The organism is Paraburkholderia sp. SECH2 (genome assembly GCF_030464795.1).
Classification (GTDB): domain Bacteria; phylum Pseudomonadota; class Gammaproteobacteria; order Burkholderiales; family Burkholderiaceae; genus Paraburkholderia; species Paraburkholderia aspalathi.
In genome coordinates, this window is record NZ_JALPRH010000023.1 from 60088 (window position 1) to 77759 (window position 17672).

At 62.7% G+C, this 17672-nt stretch carries 17 protein-coding genes; 7 read left to right on the forward strand and 10 right to left on the reverse strand.

Going from position 1 to position 17672, the window contains the following annotated elements; genetic code table 11:
- Nucleotides 1-5 precede the first annotated feature (5 nt).
- Nucleotides 6-533: a GNAT family N-acetyltransferase gene (locus tag M0D66_RS29255; protein ID WP_200619648.1), complete on the reverse strand. Its 528-nt coding sequence runs from the start codon at nucleotides 531-533 to the stop codon at nucleotides 6-8.
- A gap of 135 nt (nucleotides 534-668) precedes the next feature.
- Here M0D66_RS29255 and M0D66_RS29260 point away from each other — a divergent pair, with 135 nt between their 5' ends.
- Together M0D66_RS29260 and M0D66_RS29265 are read left to right on the forward strand one after the other, a co-directional pair.
- Complete coding sequence (locus M0D66_RS29260; protein WP_054039163.1) at nucleotides 669-1316, forward strand: VTT domain-containing protein; 648 nt, start codon at nucleotides 669-671, stop codon at nucleotides 1314-1316.
- Nucleotides 1317-1380: 64 nt separating this feature from the next.
- The gene (locus tag M0D66_RS29265; RefSeq protein ID WP_093632837.1) at nucleotides 1381-1992 is read left to right on the forward strand and encodes a LysE family translocator; all 612 of its coding nucleotides are present in this window, start codon (nucleotides 1381-1383) and stop codon (nucleotides 1990-1992) included.
- A 28-nt stretch (nucleotides 1993-2020) separates the two neighbouring features.
- Here the strand turns inward: M0D66_RS29265 and M0D66_RS29270 are convergent, their stop codons facing one another.
- From M0D66_RS29270 to M0D66_RS29305, 8 genes are all read right to left on the reverse strand, one after another.
- Nucleotides 2021-2527 carry an SRPBCC family protein gene (locus M0D66_RS29270; protein ID WP_211702783.1) on the reverse strand — a complete coding sequence of 169 codons (507 nt, stop codon included), beginning with the start codon at nucleotides 2525-2527 and terminating at the stop codon, nucleotides 2021-2023.
- Complete coding sequence (locus M0D66_RS29275) at nucleotides 2524-2862, reverse strand: helix-turn-helix transcriptional regulator (protein ID WP_093632839.1); 339 nt, start codon at nucleotides 2860-2862, stop codon at nucleotides 2524-2526. Before M0D66_RS29275 ends, M0D66_RS29270 begins: the two co-directional genes overlap by 4 nt.
- A gap of 3 nt (nucleotides 2863-2865) precedes the next feature.
- The gene (locus M0D66_RS29280; protein WP_093632840.1) at nucleotides 2866-3327 is read right to left on the reverse strand and encodes a VOC family protein; all 462 of its coding nucleotides are present in this window, start codon (nucleotides 3325-3327) and stop codon (nucleotides 2866-2868) included.
- Between the two features lie 133 nt (nucleotides 3328-3460).
- Entirely contained in the window at nucleotides 3461-5212 is a 1752-nt protein-coding gene (locus M0D66_RS29285) for an IlvD/Edd family dehydratase (protein ID WP_266212356.1), read from the reverse strand.
- Between the two features lie 66 nt (nucleotides 5213-5278).
- Nucleotides 5279-6190 (reverse strand): NAD(P)-dependent oxidoreductase, encoded by a 912-nt coding sequence (locus tag M0D66_RS29290; protein ID WP_266212357.1) that lies wholly within the window; start codon nucleotides 6188-6190, stop codon nucleotides 5279-5281.
- A gap of 273 nt (nucleotides 6191-6463) precedes the next feature.
- Nucleotides 6464-7846, reverse strand: coding sequence for an MFS transporter (locus M0D66_RS29295; protein WP_200619655.1), 1383 nt, complete (start codon nucleotides 7844-7846; stop codon nucleotides 6464-6466).
- A 155-nt stretch (nucleotides 7847-8001) separates the two neighbouring features.
- Complete coding sequence (locus M0D66_RS29300) at nucleotides 8002-9678, reverse strand: AMP-binding protein (RefSeq protein WP_266212358.1); 1677 nt, start codon at nucleotides 9676-9678, stop codon at nucleotides 8002-8004.
- The gene (locus M0D66_RS29305; protein WP_266212359.1) at nucleotides 9675-11120 is read right to left on the reverse strand and encodes an aldehyde dehydrogenase family protein; all 1446 of its coding nucleotides are present in this window, start codon (nucleotides 11118-11120) and stop codon (nucleotides 9675-9677) included. The genes M0D66_RS29300 and M0D66_RS29305 overlap by 4 nt, the downstream gene beginning before the upstream one ends.
- 201 nt (nucleotides 11121-11321) lie before the next feature.
- On the opposite strand from M0D66_RS29305, the gene M0D66_RS29310 reads away from it, so the two are divergent.
- Both M0D66_RS29310 and M0D66_RS29315 read left to right on the forward strand, forming a co-directional pair.
- Nucleotides 11322-12086: an IclR family transcriptional regulator gene (locus M0D66_RS29310; protein WP_093632848.1), complete on the forward strand. Its 765-nt coding sequence runs from the start codon at nucleotides 11322-11324 to the stop codon at nucleotides 12084-12086.
- A 125-nt stretch (nucleotides 12087-12211) separates the two neighbouring features.
- Nucleotides 12212-12964 (forward strand): IclR family transcriptional regulator, encoded by a 753-nt coding sequence (locus M0D66_RS29315; RefSeq protein ID WP_074288001.1) that lies wholly within the window; start codon nucleotides 12212-12214, stop codon nucleotides 12962-12964.
- Nucleotides 12965-12976: 12 nt separating this feature from the next.
- Here M0D66_RS29315 and M0D66_RS29320 read toward each other — a convergent pair whose 3' ends face one another.
- Complete coding sequence (locus M0D66_RS29320) at nucleotides 12977-14503, reverse strand: PLP-dependent aminotransferase family protein (protein WP_266212360.1); 1527 nt, start codon at nucleotides 14501-14503, stop codon at nucleotides 12977-12979.
- A gap of 354 nt (nucleotides 14504-14857) precedes the next feature.
- Here M0D66_RS29320 and tauA point away from each other — a divergent pair, with 354 nt between their 5' ends.
- Genes tauA through M0D66_RS29335 form a run of 3 tightly spaced genes read left to right on the forward strand, consistent with a single transcriptional unit; the run spans nucleotide 14858 to nucleotide 17620 of the window.
- Nucleotides 14858-15859: a taurine ABC transporter substrate-binding protein gene (gene tauA, locus M0D66_RS29325; protein WP_093633233.1), complete on the forward strand. Its 1002-nt coding sequence runs from the start codon at nucleotides 14858-14860 to the stop codon at nucleotides 15857-15859.
- A gap of 32 nt (nucleotides 15860-15891) precedes the next feature.
- Nucleotides 15892-16707, forward strand: coding sequence for a taurine ABC transporter ATP-binding protein (locus M0D66_RS29330; protein ID WP_266212361.1), 816 nt, complete (start codon nucleotides 15892-15894; stop codon nucleotides 16705-16707).
- On the forward strand, nucleotides 16700-17620 hold the full coding sequence (locus M0D66_RS29335) for an ABC transporter permease subunit (protein WP_200619660.1): 921 nt from the start codon (nucleotides 16700-16702) through the stop codon (nucleotides 17618-17620). The genes M0D66_RS29330 and M0D66_RS29335 overlap by 8 nt, the downstream gene beginning before the upstream one ends.
- The last annotated feature ends 52 nt before the right edge of the window (nucleotides 17621-17672 follow it).

A 17672-nucleotide genomic window follows, 5' to 3' on the forward strand; every position in this document is an offset into this window, starting at 1 on the left:
CGGCGTTACGCAAGGTCACGCCGCATGAACACGCGTTTCGATTCGTCGAGTCCGCGCGCGATGTGCGCATCGCGCCGCGCGATCAGTGCCGCATCCAGATCGGCCTCCTCGATATCGCGAAAGCCGAGCCGCCGATAGTACGGTGCGTTCCACGGCACCTCGCGAAACGTCGACAAAATGAGTTGCGTTATCTGTTGCGCACGCGCGAGTTGTGCGACCTGCTCGATCAGCGCCGCGCCGATGCGTTGCCCGGCATGCGAACTCAGCACATCAAGTTCCTGAACATAGAAGCGCGCGGGCTGCGGCTCGAACATCACAAACCCCACACACGTCTCATCAGCTTCCACGGCAACGATGATCTGCTGCGCGTCGATCTTGCGGCGAACAAGTTCCAGCTCCATCGGCGGTGCATCGGCGATACCCGTCATGCCGACGCTGACAAAGCGCTGGCCGGCCTCGAATTCGATCATACGGATAGCATCCGCATCGTGCGGCGCGGCAAAGCGGAACGTGAGGCTGGAAGTGTGTTGCATAGGGGTTTCTTAAATTTATTCGGGCGCGATTCTGGAAATCACACCCCGATATTGACATCCGCACCGAGAAATAAACAAGTGCCCATGCCGCGACGGGACTAAAATCCCGAACACCCAAATCCCTTTCTAACCACGATGGATCTCATGCATGTGCTGCAGGTCGCCCTGCACTTCGACCAGCACCTGAGCGGTTTGATCGTGCAATACGGCACAGCCGTCTACGCGATGCTGTTCCTCGTCGTGTTCGTCGAAATCGGTTTCCTGCCGCTATTCTTTTTGCCTGGCGATCCGCTGATCTTCATCTGCGGCGGTCTCGCCGCGACAGGCGCGCTGAACGTCTGGCTCGTGATCCCCGTGCTGTTCGCCGCAACGGTGGCCGGCAGCATCGTCGACTATGCGATCGGCCGCGCCATCGGCGAAAAAGTCTATACCGCCGACTACCGTTGGCTTGACAAGAACGCACTGCGTAAAGCGCACGCGTTTTACGAAGCACGCGGCGGCCTGACCTTTCTGCTGTCGCCGTTCATTGCCGTCGTGCGCACGTTCGCGCCGTTCGTCGCCGGTGTTTCGCGCATGACGTTTGCACGTTTCGTGTCGTTCGTCACCGCCGGCGCGGCGCTGTGGATCGTGTCGCTGGTGGCGGCCGGTTATCTGTTCGGCAACGTGCCACTGGTACGCGATCATATGAGTTCGATCGTGCTGCTGGGCGTCTCGCTCGGTGTCGGATCGCTGCTGGTGAGCGCCGTGTGGCGCTTCGTCAACCGAAGGTTGCGCGCTCATTAAACCGAAGGTTGCGCGCACACTGAGCCGATGGTTGCGCGCGCACTGAATTTCGTGGAGGGACACTATGTCGCTATCTGCTTTGCTCGTCTTCGCACTGGCGCTGATCATCGCGGCCGGCACGCCCGGTCCTAGCATCGCCGCGCTGGTCGCGCGCGTGCTGACCAACGGCTTTCGCGACGTCTTGCCGTTTCTCGCCGCGATGTGGCTCGGCGAAGCATTGTGGCTCACCTGCGCGGTGGCCGGCCTGGCCGTGATCGCGCGCAGCTTCGGCATGGTGTTTATCGTGCTGAAATTTGTCGGCGTCGCCTATCTGCTGTTCCTTGCCTGGAAGATGTGGCGCGCACCGGCCGACGTGCAAGGCAGCGACCTGCCGAGCGGCCAGTCGCCGTGGCGCATGTTCATCGCCGGCCTGCTGGTGACGCTCGGCAATCCGAAGATCATGATGTTCTACCTCGCGTTGCTGCCGACCATCATCGATCTGTCGCGCATCGGCACCGTCGCCTGGTTCGAACTCACGCTCACCATGCTGATCGTACTGATGGCCGTCGACTTCGGCTGGGCGCTGCTCGCCACACGTGCGCGCAAATTGCTGAACACGCGCCGCGCGGTGAAGTTCACCAACCGCGCCAGCGCTACGGTCATGGCCGGTGTTGCCGCCGCGATCGCCACGCGCTGACGAGAACGTACGACGCACGCGCAGCCATTCAGCCCGGCGGCGCAGCCGATTGCACTTCAGTCCGTAGCGAAGCCAGCAACACCTGCCACCATTCGCCATGCCGCAACAGAAACACGCGCTCGGGGAAATGGTGGCGTGCGACATGCTCCTGCGGCACCGTATCCCAGCCGCGATGCTCCACCGTCACGCGTGTTTCGTCGCCCACCGCTTCGAAACGCACTTCGACCTGAGTGTGCTGCGCGTCGGTGAAACTGGCCTGACGCCAGCCGAATGCCAAACGCTCGCCCGGCTCCCAGGCCGTCACGCGGCCGATCTCGAACACGCTGCCGTCCGGCTGCGTTTCGATCAGACGGCCGTGCTCTCCGGGCGTGTGAGGCGCCGCAGCCTGCTCGAACGACAACACACCCGCGCCTTGCGGCGTGAACTGAAACAGGCCATTCGGACGCCACCATCTGCCGATCTCACGCGTAAACACTTCGAACGCGCGCTTCGGCGTTGCCGCGACCCGTAGCGACACCTGCACGCGAGAACTCATTCCTGCTGCTCCAGATGCGCCTTGAACGACAGCAATTGCTCGGACCATAAGGCTTCGGTCTGTTCGAGCCATGCCTTCAACTCGTTCATTGGCGCCGACCTCAGCACGTAGAGACGCACGCGCGCATCGACGCCGTCGTGCGATTCCTCGATCAGTTCGCTCGAGCGCAGCACACGCAAATGCCGGCTCATTGCCTGCGGCGAGAGACCGGTTGCTTGCGCGAGTTCACCCGCGCGCATCGGTTGCTGGCTGAGCAGTTCGACCACCTGACGCCGATTCGGGTCGGCCAGTGCAGCCAGAGTGCGGTCGAGCGAGACGCTGGCAGGCAGTCCCATCGCTTATACCCACCCTTCGATTTTCAGGCCGCTCACACGCTCTGCTTCCTCGCGCGACACCTCGCGAACCGTCTGGCCGAAGCTCCAGACATGCCCTTCCGGATCGCGCGCTGCATAGACGCGGTCGCCATAGAACTGATCCGCCGGTTCGCGCGTGATCACAGCGCCTGCAGCACGCGCACGAGCGCAATGTTCATCGATCCCTTCGCGCAGTTGCACGTGTACCGACTGTGTATTCTTGCCGCCGATCGAAGCCGGGCTCGCAGCGTCTTCCGACCATTCGCGGCAGATCATCACGTAGCTGTCGCCGAAACGCATTTCCGAGTGGCCCAACTGGCCGTCGCTATCCGTGACCACCAGTTGACGCTCGAAGCCGAACGCATTCTCGAGCCAGTCGAGCGCGGCAAACGGGTCCTTGTAGTACACCGACGCACCCAGCGAAGGACGATGAAACGGTTCGTTCATGATTGCCTCCTTTTATAAACCTTTTGGTTGATATTTAACACTATAGTTAAACAAATCGAAAAGGCAAGGATGGCGTATTCGTACTGGTGACTCTTCCCAAATGAAATCTGGATCGCGGTGCCGCACGCAGCCTCTAACCCTTCGGCGTCGTGTCGTGAATCCTCGCCGCGCGCAAGAAATCGAAATCGACGCCTTGATCGGCCTGCAGCACCGTATCGAGGAACAGTTTCCGATACCCGCGTTCGGCCGTCGGTACCTCTACGGGTGCAGCGGCCGCACGGCGCGCCAGTTCGGAGTCCGACACCAGCAGAATGATTTCGCGCGCGGCTACGCTGAGCCGGATACGATCGCCGTTCTGAACATAGGCCAACGGCCCACCAACGGCCGCCTCAGGCGTCACGTGCAACACGATAGTGCCGAAAGCGGTGCCGCTCATACGCCCGTCGGAAATGCGCACCATGTCCTTGACGCCGGTACGCGCCAGTTTTTTCGGAATCGGAATATAACCGGCCTCGGGCATGCCCGGCGCGCCTTTCGGGCCGATATTCTTCAGCACCAGAATATCGTCGGCTGTAACGTCGAGATCGTCCGAGTCGATGCGTTCGGCCATGTCCTGGCCGTTCTCGAACACCACTGCGCGTCCCTCGTGCTCCATCAGTCTGGCATCGGCAGCGGATTGCTTGATGATCGCGCCGCCTGGCGCGAGGTTGCCATACAGGACGGCAATACCGCCTTGCGGATAGATCGGATCGGCGATTGTGCGTACCACGTCCTGTTCGAAGCCGGGACCGGCCAGTTCGATCTCTTCCCCCAAGCTACGCCCGGTGACAGTCATCGCGTCGAGCTTGAGCAGCGGCTTGAGTTCGCGCAGCAACGTCGCCATGCCGCCGGCGTGGTGGAAGTCTTCCATGTAATGCTGGCCGGACGGTTTCAGGTCCAGCAACACCGGCGTTTCTCGACCCATGCGATCCAGCGCCTTCAGATCGACATCCAGTCCCATGCGTCCCGCAATCGCGGTCAGATGCACGATGCCATTGGTCGAGCCACCAATCGCCAGCAACACGCGCATGGCATTCTCGAATGCATCGGCGGTCAGTATCTTGTCGATCGTCAGGCCACTGCGTGCCATTCGCACGGCCTGGGCGCCGGTCTCCTCCGCGATACGGATACGATCGGCCGTCACGGCCGGCGGCGACGCGCCGCCGGGCACGGTCATCCCCAGTGCTTCTGCCACACACGCCATGGTGCTGGCCGTGCCCATCACCGAACAGGTGCCGACGCTGGCCACCAGCTGGTTGTTCACAGCGGCAATTTCCGCGCTATCGATCTCGTCGGCGCGGAATTTGCCCCAGTAGCGGCGACAATCGGTGCACGCACCCACGCGCTCGCCGCGGTGCGAACCGGTCAGCATGGAGCCTGTGATCAACTGGATGGCGGGAATATTCGCCGATGCCGCGCCCATCAACTGCGCCGGCACAGTCTTGTCGCAGCCCCCGATCAGCACAACCGCGTCCATCGGCTGGGCGCGGATCATCTCCTCGGTATCCATCGACATCAGATTACGCAGGTACATGCTGGTCGGCTGCGAAAAACTCTCGTGGATGGAAATGGTCGGAAAGTCCATCGGCAAGCCGCCGGCCAGCATCACGCCGCGCTTGACTGCCTCGATCAGTTGCGGCGCGTTGCCGTGGCACGGGTTGTAAGCGCTGCCGGTGTTGCAGATGCCGACTACCGGTCGATCCAGTGCTTCGTCGGTATAGCCCGCCCCTTTGATGAAGGCTTTGCGCAAGAACAGGGAGAAGTCGCTGTCACCATAGTTGGTGAGACCTTTGCGGATCCCGGTGGCCGGTGCGTCGAGCGAGTCTTCTGGTTTGGTCTTGGACATTGAGAAACCCGGCGTAGGTTCAATGAAAAAGGAGCATGGCAAGTGCGGGAAGCGGTGCCGGGACGCTCAAGCAGATGCGCCCTTTGCGTTTTCCCTCGCCTCGGTGCGCGCTTCGATCGCACGCACAACGGCCGCCATATCGGCTTGACCATGACCCAACTCAACGGTCTCGGTGTACAGATCAAAGCAGACATCCAGCAGCGGCGACGCAAGATTCGCATGGCGCGCCGCCTCAGCCGCAAGCCGGTTGTTCTTCAGCACGTCGACAATCGAGGCCTGCACCGTGAAATCCTCGTTCACGAGCTTGTCGACCTTCACGCGCGAAACGTTGCTTGCCATCGGGCCGGCGTCGAGCACGGCCTGAAATTGCTTCATGTCGAGCCCGTAGCTTCGCGCAAGATGCGCCGCCTCGGCAAGCGCGGTCACCATCGGAATCAGGAACGTGTTGATCGACAGTTTCATCAGAATCCCCGCGGGCACCGCGCCGCAGATCACCGTCTCGTGGCACATCGGTTTGAGAAGTGGACGCACTTCTTCGACGGCCGCCAGTTCGCCCGCCAGCATCGCCACCAGTTGACCCGCTTCGGCCGGCTTGCGCGAGCCCGAGACGGGCGCCTCGACATACTGTCCGCCTGCCGCGCGGATGTCGGTTTCGAGACCACGCGAATAGTCGGCCGATGTCGTGCCCATGTGCACGATGATGTGCTGTGCGACGTTCGTTGCGAAATCCGCAGTGTGGCGGCCGAGCACCGCGTCGAGCGCCGTATCCGTCGCCATCATCAGGATGACGATGTGGGCTTGCCGGAAGACGTCGGCGGCGCTGTCCGCAATCTGCGCGCCTGCGTCGCGCAACGCGGCGCAACGGTCCGGTGTACGGTTCCACACGACCAGTGGGGTGCCAGCGCGCGCGAGGTTGAGCGCCATTGGCTGCCCCATCACGCCGAGACCGATGAATCCTGTTTTCATGGGAGTCTCCATTTCTTATCCGTTGCTTGTGGCCACGGTTCGGTGGATCGATCGAGCCGGGCGACGCCGCCCAGTCTATCCAAATTGCCGCGATCACGCCCGCACACCGAGGGGGGCGATTTTCATAAGAAAAACGCAGCAACGCCGCAACTATTTTCATTTTACTGTTTGCGGCGCGGCGCTCAGGATGAGGGCACAGCAAGGAGACGGAGCCGCCTATTTATGCGCGAACCGCGGCATGCCATGGGCGGAGCCGTCTGCCGTCCGCCCATTCACCTGAACACCCTATCTCCACCAGCGCAGCGGACGGCGCAGATGATGCCGCTCCAACCGCACCGCGGCGCCCGCCTGGAGAAACGCGGGCATGCTGTCCAGCGGCCGGCCTTCGAGCCGCTCGCGCTCCTCGTCGGCCTCGACGGTCCTCGCCGGATCGATGAAAAACGCCGCCACGATCCCCACCCCGAGCAAGCATGCCGAAATCGTGAACGGCACGTTATAACTGCCCGTCGTCTCAATCAGATAGCCGAACACGACGGGCGAGATCATGCCGGCGACGCCGAAGCCCGTATTCATCATTCCGCCCGCCGTGCCCGCGTAGCGACCGCCGATGTCAAGCGGCAAAGTCCACAACACCGGATTCGTGATCTCAAGAAAGAAGAACGACGCCGACAGGTACAGCACCGCCATCAGCGGATTGGTCGCAGACACCATCGGCAGCAGAAACACGAGCGAGCCGCCCATGCCCACCACCAGCACGGCGCAGCGCGCAAAGCGCAGCCGGCCGGTGCGCTTGTAAAGCCGGTCCGAAACGACGCCGCCCAGCGTATCGCCGATCACGCCCGCGAGCAGCGGCAGCGCCGTGAACAGCGCCAGTTGCTTGAGATCGAAGCCGCGGGCTTCCTTCAAATACGAAGGCAACCAGGTCAGATACACCCACAGCAGCCAGCCGTAGCAGAAGTCGACGAACGTGACGAGCCACATACGACGGATCAGCTTGCGCCACGGCGTGGCCGCACGCTTGGCGCGTTCGCAGTCGCCCGCGCGATAGCCGATCTCGGCCGTTTCCTCAGGCGTCACACGCCGGTTCTGCTCCGGTGAGTTCGTAAAGACGCAGAGGTACAGCACCGTCCACGCGAGACTCGCCACGCCGAGCAGAATGAATGCGTCGCGCCAGCCGCCCGCCACGACCACCGCGAGCACGAGCGGCGGCGTGACCGCGCCGCCGAGGCGGGCAAAGCTATGGGTAATACCTTGAGCGAAACCCCGCTCCGCCACCGGCATCCAGTAGGTAAAGGCACGCGTCGCCGTCGGAAACGCGCCGCCCTCGCCGATGCCCAACGCGAAGCGCAACGCGACGAGCATTGCCACACTGCCGGCGAAGCCGGTAGCGAGCGTCGCCGCCCCCCAGATCAGCGACAGCACCGTCAACACCAGCTTCGGCCCGTACTTGTCCGACAGCCAGCCGCCGATGACCTGCATGAACGCGTATGGATAAGCGAAAGCGGAAAACACGAGGCCGAGTTGGACCGTCGTCAGACCCATTTCATGCCGGATGATAGGACCGGCCACGGCAATATTCACACGGTCGATGTACGAGATGAAATACATCAGGCACATGACGGCCAGGATGATGTGGCGCGTCTTCACACGCCGCTTGTGCGTTTGCATGCTGTCTCCTGTGTCTCTTATGTGACGCCGGGGGCGTCTGTGATCGCTCGATCTGTACGTCGTACTGCGTCGCGTCGCGTGCGCCTCGACTCGCGCCCTCCTCTGCTTGCTGGCGCGCTCCGGGCATGCCGCTGCGCATGCCGATACATGCGCCGTCAGGTGGGCACGAGCTTCAGGCGCTGCACCTTGCCCGACGGTCCACGAGGCAGTTCCGCGATGAAGCGAAACTCCTTCGGTGTCTTGTAGCGGCCCAGTTCGCGCAGACAGTGCTCACGCAGATCCGCGATATCGAGCGCGCCCGGCCCCTCTGAAATGCGAGGCACGATGAAGGCGACGATCTCCTGGCCGTAAGCGGAATCCGGCACGCCCACCACCGCCGCATCCAGCACACCGGGGTGTTTGAGCAACGCTTCATCGATCTCGCGCGGGGCGATGTTTTCGCCGCCCTTGATGATCAATTCCTTTGCACGGCCGTTGATGTAGAAATAACCGTCGCTGTCGCGATAGCCGAGGTCGCCGGTGCGCAGCCAGCCATCGGCGGTAAAGGCCGCACGCGTCTCTCCCGCGCGCTTGTAATAGCCGCGCATGACCTGTTCGCCACGCAGCACCAGTTCGCCGCATTCGTCGGCTGCGCATTCGCGGCCGTCACGGTCGATCACCTTCGCCTCGCCGCCTGACGGCAGGCCGATGCTGCCGATTCTCCGGCTTGCCGGGTCGTATGGATTGCTGAACATGGGGGCAGCGGTTTCGGTCATGCCCATCGTTTCGATGATGCCGATTCCGAAACGCGCCTCGAACGCGCGGTGATGCTCGACCGGCAGCGCCGCCGACGCACTGCGGCAAAATCTCAGCGCGGACAGATCGGCCGTGCACGGTTCGTCGTTGTTGAGCAGATAGGCGACGATCGTCGGCACCACGTTGATCCATGTGCAACCGTGGCGCGCGACATCGCGCCAGTAAGTGCGCGCGGAAAATCGCGGCGCCATGACCACCGACCCGCCATGAAAAAGCGGCGCAAGCAGCGTCACGACGAGACCATTGATGTGATAAAGCGGCAACGCGGCGAACACCCGGTCGCCGGTGCCGAGCCGATGCTCGCGCGAGATATTGCGCGCATTGGCCAGCAGGTTTCGCTGGTCCAGCAGAACACCCTTTGGGGCGCCTGTAGTGCCGGACGTGTACATCAGCAGCGCTACATCACTTGCGGCCGGGTCACCGCTTGACGGCGCTTCGGTATCCCAGGCGTCTGTATGTTTCGCGTGCGCCTCGTATGTCACACGTGACACGCGCTGGGCTGGTTTTGCGTGCACATCCAAAGACACTGCCGTTTCCGCCAGCACGGGTTCGACGGAGGTCGGCACCGGTGCACCATCGGCATCGGGCGACGTCCGCAACAACGCGATGTCGCGGGTCAATCCCTGCTCGCGCAACTCCGCGATCGCGCCCGACATCGCCGCGTGCGTCTCGCCGGAAACGAAAACCATGCGCGTGTCCGAATGCTCCACGATGTAGCGCAACTGCGACGGCTGACACAAGAGATTGAGCGGATTGGCGACGAGCCCGCTGTACATCGCCGCGAGCAGCAGCCTTGCCGTATGGATGCCGTTGCCCATGAAGACCGACACGACATCGCCGGCCTGCAAGCCTGCTTCCTGGAAAACCGTCTCGAGCGCACGGCAGTCGTCGCGCAGTTCCGCGAAGGTCAGCACGTCGGGCCGCAGCACAGCGCCGCCGTCTTCAGCACATTCAGGCGCGGCCAGCAGGAATGGCTTGTCGGGACACTGCGCAGCACGCGCGTCGATCAGCGCACGGATAGTGTGAGGCGTCGTCATTTGCCATACCTCACGAAGAAATCCCCGAGTACGTCGTCCAGTTCCGGGACGCGCTCTTCGATCGGGTACGCCACGCGCGTGATGTTCAGGTAATGCTGAAAGTTGAGGTTGCTCGAGAAATTGTTGCGGCCCCACGTTCCGCATCCCATCGAAAGCGAGAATGGCAAGCCGTTATCGAAGTTGCCGCCGGTCGCAAGGCAATGCGCCTGATTCACGATCACGCGCGCAACCGGCAGCGTCGAACCGAGCTGCTCCGCCTGACCCGAGTCGCTGGAATGCAGGCCGACCGAGTGTCCTGCGCCCATGTAGGCGTAAATGCCGCGTACGATGTCGGCAGCGGCGTCGAAAGTCTGCGCGCGATAAACGGTCAGCACCGGCGCGAGCTTCTCGCCCGAGAAGGGGTAATCGGCGCCGAAGCCGGTTTCCTCCACCATCAGGAAAGCAGGCTCAAGTGCGGCAATGTCGTCGAGGCCCGCCGCGCGTGCAATCGCCGTGGCCGAGCGCGCGGTGCAGTGTGCCGCCAGCTTGCCGTTCGACCACAGGGCGCCCTGCAATTGCGCCTTTTGCGCGGCATCGAGCATCACTCCACCGCAGGCAGTCAGTTCGGCCAGCATGTCCGCGTACACCGCGTCTTCGATCACAACACTGTTTTCGGATGAACAGCTCGTGGCGTTGTCGAACGTTTTCGAGCGCGCGATCTTGTGCGCTGCATCGTGCAAATCGGCGGATGCCGAGACGATCGACGCAACGTTCCCTGCGCCCACGCCGAACGCGGGCGTTCCGCTGGCGTAGGCCATCCGCACATTCGCCTGCGAGCCGGTCGCCACGACCAGGTCGCACTGCCGCATCAGTTCGGCGGTGGCCGCCTTGCTGATCGGCGCGGGCAACATCTGGACGAGGTCAGCCGCGAGCCCGACTCTGGCGAATTGCGCATGAATGAATTCGATCAGCAGCGCGCACGACGAATAGCCCTTCGGAGAAGGCGCCACGATGACTGCATTGCCGCATTTGAGCGCGTTGACGATCTTGTTGATTGGCGTGGCCGCCGGATTGGTGGACGGCGTGATCGCCGCCACCACGCCGACCGCCCGCGCGATCTCGACGATGCCGGTGGCCTCATGACGCGCGATCACCCCCGTGGTCTTCTGCCCGCGCAAATCGCGCAACAGACCGAGCGTCTTGCGATAGTTCTTGCGGAACTTGTCGTCCGCGTTGCCGAGACCGGTGTCGCGCACCGCCAGCTCGGCAAGCTGGCGGTTGCGGGCGGGCTCCATGATCGCCCACGCGGCGGCGTCGGCTGCGGCATCGAGCACCTCCTGCCCCGCGACCTCGAATTCGCGCTGTGCGGCGCGCGCACGCGCAACCAGTGATGCAACAACGCGTTCGACTTCGTTATGTGTAGCAGCGTGCGCAGCTTCCGCTTCTGTGGCCCTAACGTTCATACGGTTCACTCCGGACTGAAAAAATTGGCGTTGGTACCAATCTAGTGAGCCGTACCTGCTTCGGAGTCCCGTTTTTTGAACTATCCCTTGCGCTAAGCGGGCCAGAATCGAAAAGTGCGAAATTCGGGACTTTCCATAGTCCCGAAAACTAAACAGACCGATGCACAATCCAACTTATAACTACGACATCGAGGAGACAGCGTGACGACTTCGAATCAATCGAATGCGGCGGCCGTACGCGCATTTCGCGTACTCGAAACTCTGGCTGAGGCAAGCGGCCCGCTTTCCATGACGGATCTCGTCCATGCCCTCGAACTGCCCAAGCAGACCGTGCATCGCATTCTGGTGCAGTTGATGGATGCGTGGCTGGTCACGCGCAGCGCCGGCGACCGGCTGTATGAGTGTTCGCCGCGCGTGCGTATGCTGGCGGTCAATGTGCTGATGCATGCGGGCCCGGCCGCTGCCCGCCATGTGCTGCTTGAACAGCTGGTGGCCAAAATCGGCGAGACCTGCAATCTGACGATGCTGGCCGGCAACGACGTGGTCTATGTGGACCGGGTCGAAACGGAGTGGCCACTGCGCATGCACCTTCAACCGGGCTCGCACGTGCCGCTGCACTGTTCGGCAAGCGGCAAGCTGTTGCTCAGCTTTCTTCCCAAAGACCGGCGCGAACGGGTTATCGAAACCTTGCCGCTGCGCGCCTATTCCGAGCGGACGATTACGGATCGCGGCGAGTTACGCAAGGAGTTGACCATCACGCGGCGACGCCAGCTCGCGATCAACAATCAGGAACATTTGCAGGGACTCATCGCAATCGCGGTGCCGGTCATGCTGGATCGCAATCGCGCGTGCGCGGCCATCGCCGTCCAGGCGCCCGTCGGGCGGGTGGTACTCGACGATCTGCTGGCCTTCCTGCCCGATCTGCGGCTGGCCGCGGAGGAAACCGCCAAGACATTCCGGCAGTAGCGCATTCCGAAAAACGGGATGATCTGCGCTGGAATTACACGCCGGATCTGCCCCAATCCTGCGAAAACCTTGGCCGACAAAGGCACACGGTACAATGACGCCGATCCATTTTCCGGAACGGCACCATGACTAAAGCGGATACTCCCACCCTGCGCGCGTTCGCCCTGCTTGAACATCTCGTCCGCGCCGAAGGTCCGGTGTCGCTAGCCGACATTGCTCAGGACGTCGATCTGCCCAAGGCTTCGCTGCATCGCATGCTGGCTTCGCTTGAAGCCGGCGGTCTCGTGATCCGCGAACCCGGTCAGAAGAATGCCTACGTGATCGGGCCACGTCTCGCGCAACTCGGTCTTGGCGTCATGATGCACTCGGGTGCCCGCCGGTTGCGGCATGCGATCCTGTCGAATCTGGTGGCCGATCTCGGCGAGACCTGCAACCTCACGATGCTGCACGAAACCGAGGTGCTCTACCTCGACCGGCTCGAAGCGCCCTGGCCATTGCGGCTCGATCTCAAGCCCGGCTCGCACGTACCAGCGCATTGCAGCGCCAGCGGCAAGCTGCTGCTGGCCATGCTGCCGCGCGAACAACGCAGCGCCCTCGTCCGCACACTGAAGCTCGAACGCTTCACGCCGAATACCATCACGGACCCCGAACTGCTCGAAGCGGAACTCGACCGCACCGCGCACAAGCGCATCGCCATCGACAATGAGGAATTTGTCGCCGGTATCGCGTGTGTCGCCGCGCCGGTGATGGATGAGAACAATACCTGCATCGCGGCGATCGCCGTTCATGCGCCGGTTTCGCGGGCGCCGCTGTCACGCGCACTCGAGTTCGTGCCGCGCCTGCAGGAGGCCGCTCAGCAGCTCGCTAAAACGTTCTAGCGCGCCACCCGCCTACTCCTCGGGCTGCTGCGCGCGCACGAGCTCCGCGAGCAGGCGCACGCCCTCATCGATCTTTTCGAGCTTGATGGCCGAAAAGCCCATCCGGAAGCAGTGGTTCTGCTCGAGTCCCGTCATGAAGAAAACCCGCCCCAGCTCGATCAGGATGCCGTGTGCCTGCGCATCCGCGGCGAGCTGTGTCGCATCGAGCCACGGCGGCCCTTCGACCCAGCACGACGCGCCACCGCCGACCGGCAGATAACGCGCTTCGGGAAGGTGCGTGTCGAGCGCCGTCATCAGCGCCTGCGCGCGTTCCCGATAGGCGTGAGCGAGCCGCCGCAGCAGCGCATCGTGGTGCCCGAGCGCCAGAAAGGTGGCAAAGGCGCGTTGAATATAGGCCGCCGGGTGCCGCACCATCAGGCGCCGCAGCGCGCGCAATTCGCGGACCAGTTCACGCGGCCCGACGATATAACCCAGCCGCAACCCGGGCGCAAACGTCTTCGACAAACTGCCGATATAGATCACCCGGTCTGCGGTATCCAGGCTCTTCAACGCCGGATGCGGTGTGCCTGAGAAGTTGTTTTCACTCTCGTAGTCGTCCTCGATCAGGACGAAGTCATGGGCCTGCGCCTGTTCCAGCAGCGCATGACGCCGCTCGATGGGCATGGTGGCCGTGGTCGGGCACTGATGACTCGGCGTCACATAGACGTAATCGCATTGCGCGAGCAGATCGGCGTCCTCGGCCGGGCGCACGCCGCCGCTATCCACAGGCAGCGGCTGCAGCCGCGCATTGCGGTTCTCGAAGATATTGCGGGCATCCGGATAGCCGGGGTTTTCGAAACCAATCGTGGTCCGCTCGCTCGCGAGCAGATCCGCGATCAGATAGAGCGCCTGCTGGCAGCCGATCGTCACGACGATTTCGTCGGGCATCGCAAACACGCCGCGCCGCGGCAGCACTCGTGTGCGGATCTGCTGGATCAGCGACTCGTCATCGCGTTCGATCAGATCCGGCGCCCAGTTGCGAATCTCCATCACCGACAGCGCTTTCATGCAGCATTCGCGCCAGTCGTTGGTCGGAAACAGCGACTGGTCGAACTGCCCGTAGATAAAGGGGTATTCGTAGCTCAGCCAATTGCCCGGCTTGACGATATTGCGCTGCGAGGACGGCCGTCTTCTGACGCGCTGATCCCAATCCGGCCGCGCGAGCGCCTCATTGGCCGCCTGTCCGGGGACCGTCTGCAGCGGCGCAAATTCGTGCCGCCCCTCGAGGATGGCCGGGTTGACGAAATGCCCGCTGCGCTCACGCGAAAGCAGATAGCCCTCCTCAACCAGTTGCTGGTAAGCCAACACGACCGTATTGCGCGCAACGCTCAATTGGTCGGCCAGCTCCCGGCTGGACGGCAGCGCGTGATTCGGCAGCAGTTGGCCGTCCAGAATCGCGGCCACCAGCATCTGGCGAATCTGACCCTGGAGGCTCATGTTCGACTCGGGTGAGCGCTGGAACCGCTGGGTCCATAGGGCCACCGAGGTGCGACTTGCCATGCTTTCTCCTGATTTTTATAGGCGGAGCCCGCCCGCGCAAAGGCGGACACCGGCATTGTGAACGCGCAAAAAAGCGTGAGCCACCAGCCCGGGCGGCTGACGGCGAGATCGGCGCAACGGCCCACTCTGGTGCAAGGGTGTGGACTCAACGATCAGCTACGTCTGGCCCTAACCCGCAACATTTTTTACTGACGATACTCGCATCACCCCATTGTCGGCGATTGGGACAAGCCCCCGTCGGCGAAGGTTGGATTCACGTGTACTCGCGTGCCTGCACGGCCATTCTGGAGACCTACGATGAAAAGCGACAACCCCCAAAAGCTGTCCCGCTGGTTCGGCCATCTGACGCGCCGCATGACGGTAGCGGCATTCGCAGCACTCGCCTGCGTGGTGGCGCCAGCCAGTCACGCGCAGGACAAGGAGGTCACGATAGCCTATCAACAGATCGTCGACCCATGGGTCGTCGCGATCGCGAGCGGCTCCATCGAGAAGGACACGGGCTACAAGATCAACTGGCGCCAGTTCGAATCCGGCGCGAAGGTCGCGACCGCCATGGCGTCGGGCGACGTGAAGGTCGGCGTGATCGGTTCGAGCCCGCTCGCCGCCGCAGTCAGCCAGGGCCTCGACCTGCAGCTCTTCTGGATTCTGGACAACATCAACCAGGCCGAGGCGATGGTCGTACGCAACGGCTCCGGCATCACCAAACCAGCCGATCTGAAGGGCAAGACGATCGGCGTGCCGTTCGTATCGACGACGCACTATCACACCATGTTCGCGCTGCAGCATTGGGGCATCAATCCGTCCGAGGTGAAGATCCTCAACATGCAGCCGAATCAGCTGGTCGCAGCGTGGGAGCGCGGCGATATCGACGCCGCTTACGTGTGGGACCCCGCGCTCGCGCAATTGAAGAAGAACGGCAAGGTCCTGATTACGTCCGGCGATCTGTCGAAGCTCGGCAAACCGACCTTCGACGGCATTGCTGTCGACCGTCAATGGGGCGAGGCGCATAAGGACTTCATGGCAAAACTCGTGAAAGCCATCGCCGATGCCGACGATCAATACCGCAAGAACACGGCGCAATGGAATGCGACTTCGCCGCAGGCCACGGCCATCGCCAAGATGATCGGCGGCTCGCCGGCCGACGTGCCGGAATCCCTCTCGCTCTATGCGTTCCCGACGCTCCAGGAGCAGGCCTCATCGCAATGGCTGGGCGGCGGCAGTGCGGGCCGCGCCACCTTCGCGCTGAAGGACACGGCCAACTTCCTGAAGGATCAGAAGCAGATCAGCGCGGTGTTGCCCGATTACTCTAAGTTCGTGACCCCGGCTTACGCCGAAGCGGCAATGAAACTCAAATGACGTAGGCCGGTTCCGTCGAATCAGGAGGCAACATGGAAAGCATGAGAGTCAAGAATGTGAGCGTGGTCTTTCCGGGGCGCAAGGCCGGCCAGACGGTGCATGCGCTCGACAACATCAATCTGACGATCAACTCGGGCGACTTCGTCGTCGCGCTCGGTGCATCGGGTTGCGGCAAGACCACCCTGCTCTCGCTGATGGCGGGCTTCATCGCGCCGACCAGCGGCGAGTTGCTGCTCGGCGGTTCGCCGATCGCCGGACCGGGTGCCGACCGTGGCGTCGTGTTCCAGAAGCATGCCCTGTTGCCGTGGCTCAACGTGATCGACAACGCCGAGTTCGGTCTGAAGCTTCAGGGCGTGCCGAAAGCGCAGCGGCGCGACATCGCCGCGCGCAATCTCGCGCTGGTCGGCTTGCAGGACTTTCACAAGCACATGATCTATCAGCTCTCCGGCGGGATGCAGCAGCGTGTGGGCATCGCCCGCGCGCTGACCTGCGACCCCGCCATGCTGCTGATGGACGAGCCGATGGCCGCACTCGACGCGTTGACCCGCGAAACCATTCAGGAACTGCTGCTCGACGTCTGGACGAAAACGAACAAGATGTTCTTCTTCATCACGCACAGCGTGGAAGAAGCGCTCTTTCTGGCCAGCCACCTGATCGTGATGTCGCCGCGCCCCGGGCGCATCACGCATACCTACGAACTGGATTTCAATCGACGCTTTCTGGAGACGCGCGACGCGCGCGCCATCAAGTCGAGCCCCGATTTCATCGACATGCGCGAACGCGTGCTCAGCATCATTTACGGCGACGAGAAAATGCACGCCGCCGAAGCCGAGGTGACACATGTTTAGTTCAAAACGGGCTCATGCACTGGCGCACGGCCAGCAAGCCTCGCTCGGATCCGACACGCCGATGGAGCCTCCACGCACACCCGGTCGACGTCCACGACTGCTCGCCAAGAAACCCGCACGGCCTGGCGACACGTTCGGCGTGCCCGGCCAGGGCAGCAGCGTCGTCACAAGCCTCATCACGGTCTCTCTGTTCATCGGGCTGTGGTTTGTCGCGACTAACCTGCATTGGATCAAGCCGCTCTTTCTGCCGTCGCCGCAAGCGGTGTACGCAAAGTTCATCTACGTCGCGACAGAAGGCTTCGCCAACTCCACGCTCGCGCAACATACCGGCATCAGCTTGCTGCGCGTGTTCGGCGCCTTCGCGCTAGCCTGCGTGACCGCGATTCCCATCGGCGTGATGATGGGCGTCTCACGCTTTGCACGCGGCATCTTCGATCCGCCTATCGAGTTCTATCGGCCGCTGCCGCCGCTCGCCTATTTGCCGCTCATCATCATCTGGTTCGGCATTGGCGAATTCTCCAAGGTCTTTCTCATCTATCTGGCCATCTTCGCGCCGCTCGCAATTGCCGCGCGATCAGGCGTACGGTCCGTGTCGATCGAGCAGATTCATGCGGCCTATTCGATGGGCGCCTCGCGCACGCAGGTGGTCTTGTATGTGATTCTGAAGTCCGCGTTGCCGGAGATTTTCACGGGTATGCGGATCGGCATCGGTGTCGGCTGGACGACACTTGTCGCCGCGGAAATGGTGGCGTCGACCAGCGGTCTCGGCTTCATGGTGCTCAACGCCGCGGAGTTTCTCGCGAGCGACGTGGTGATCATGGGCATCATCGTGATCGGCTTCTTTGCACTGTGCTTCGACTTGCTGATGCGTCACCTCGAACGCGTGCTGGTGCCGTGGAAAGGCCGGGTGTGATCGTAGAAGACCGGCGTGGACTCAGCGATTGGCGGCGGCTGGCACTACTCCG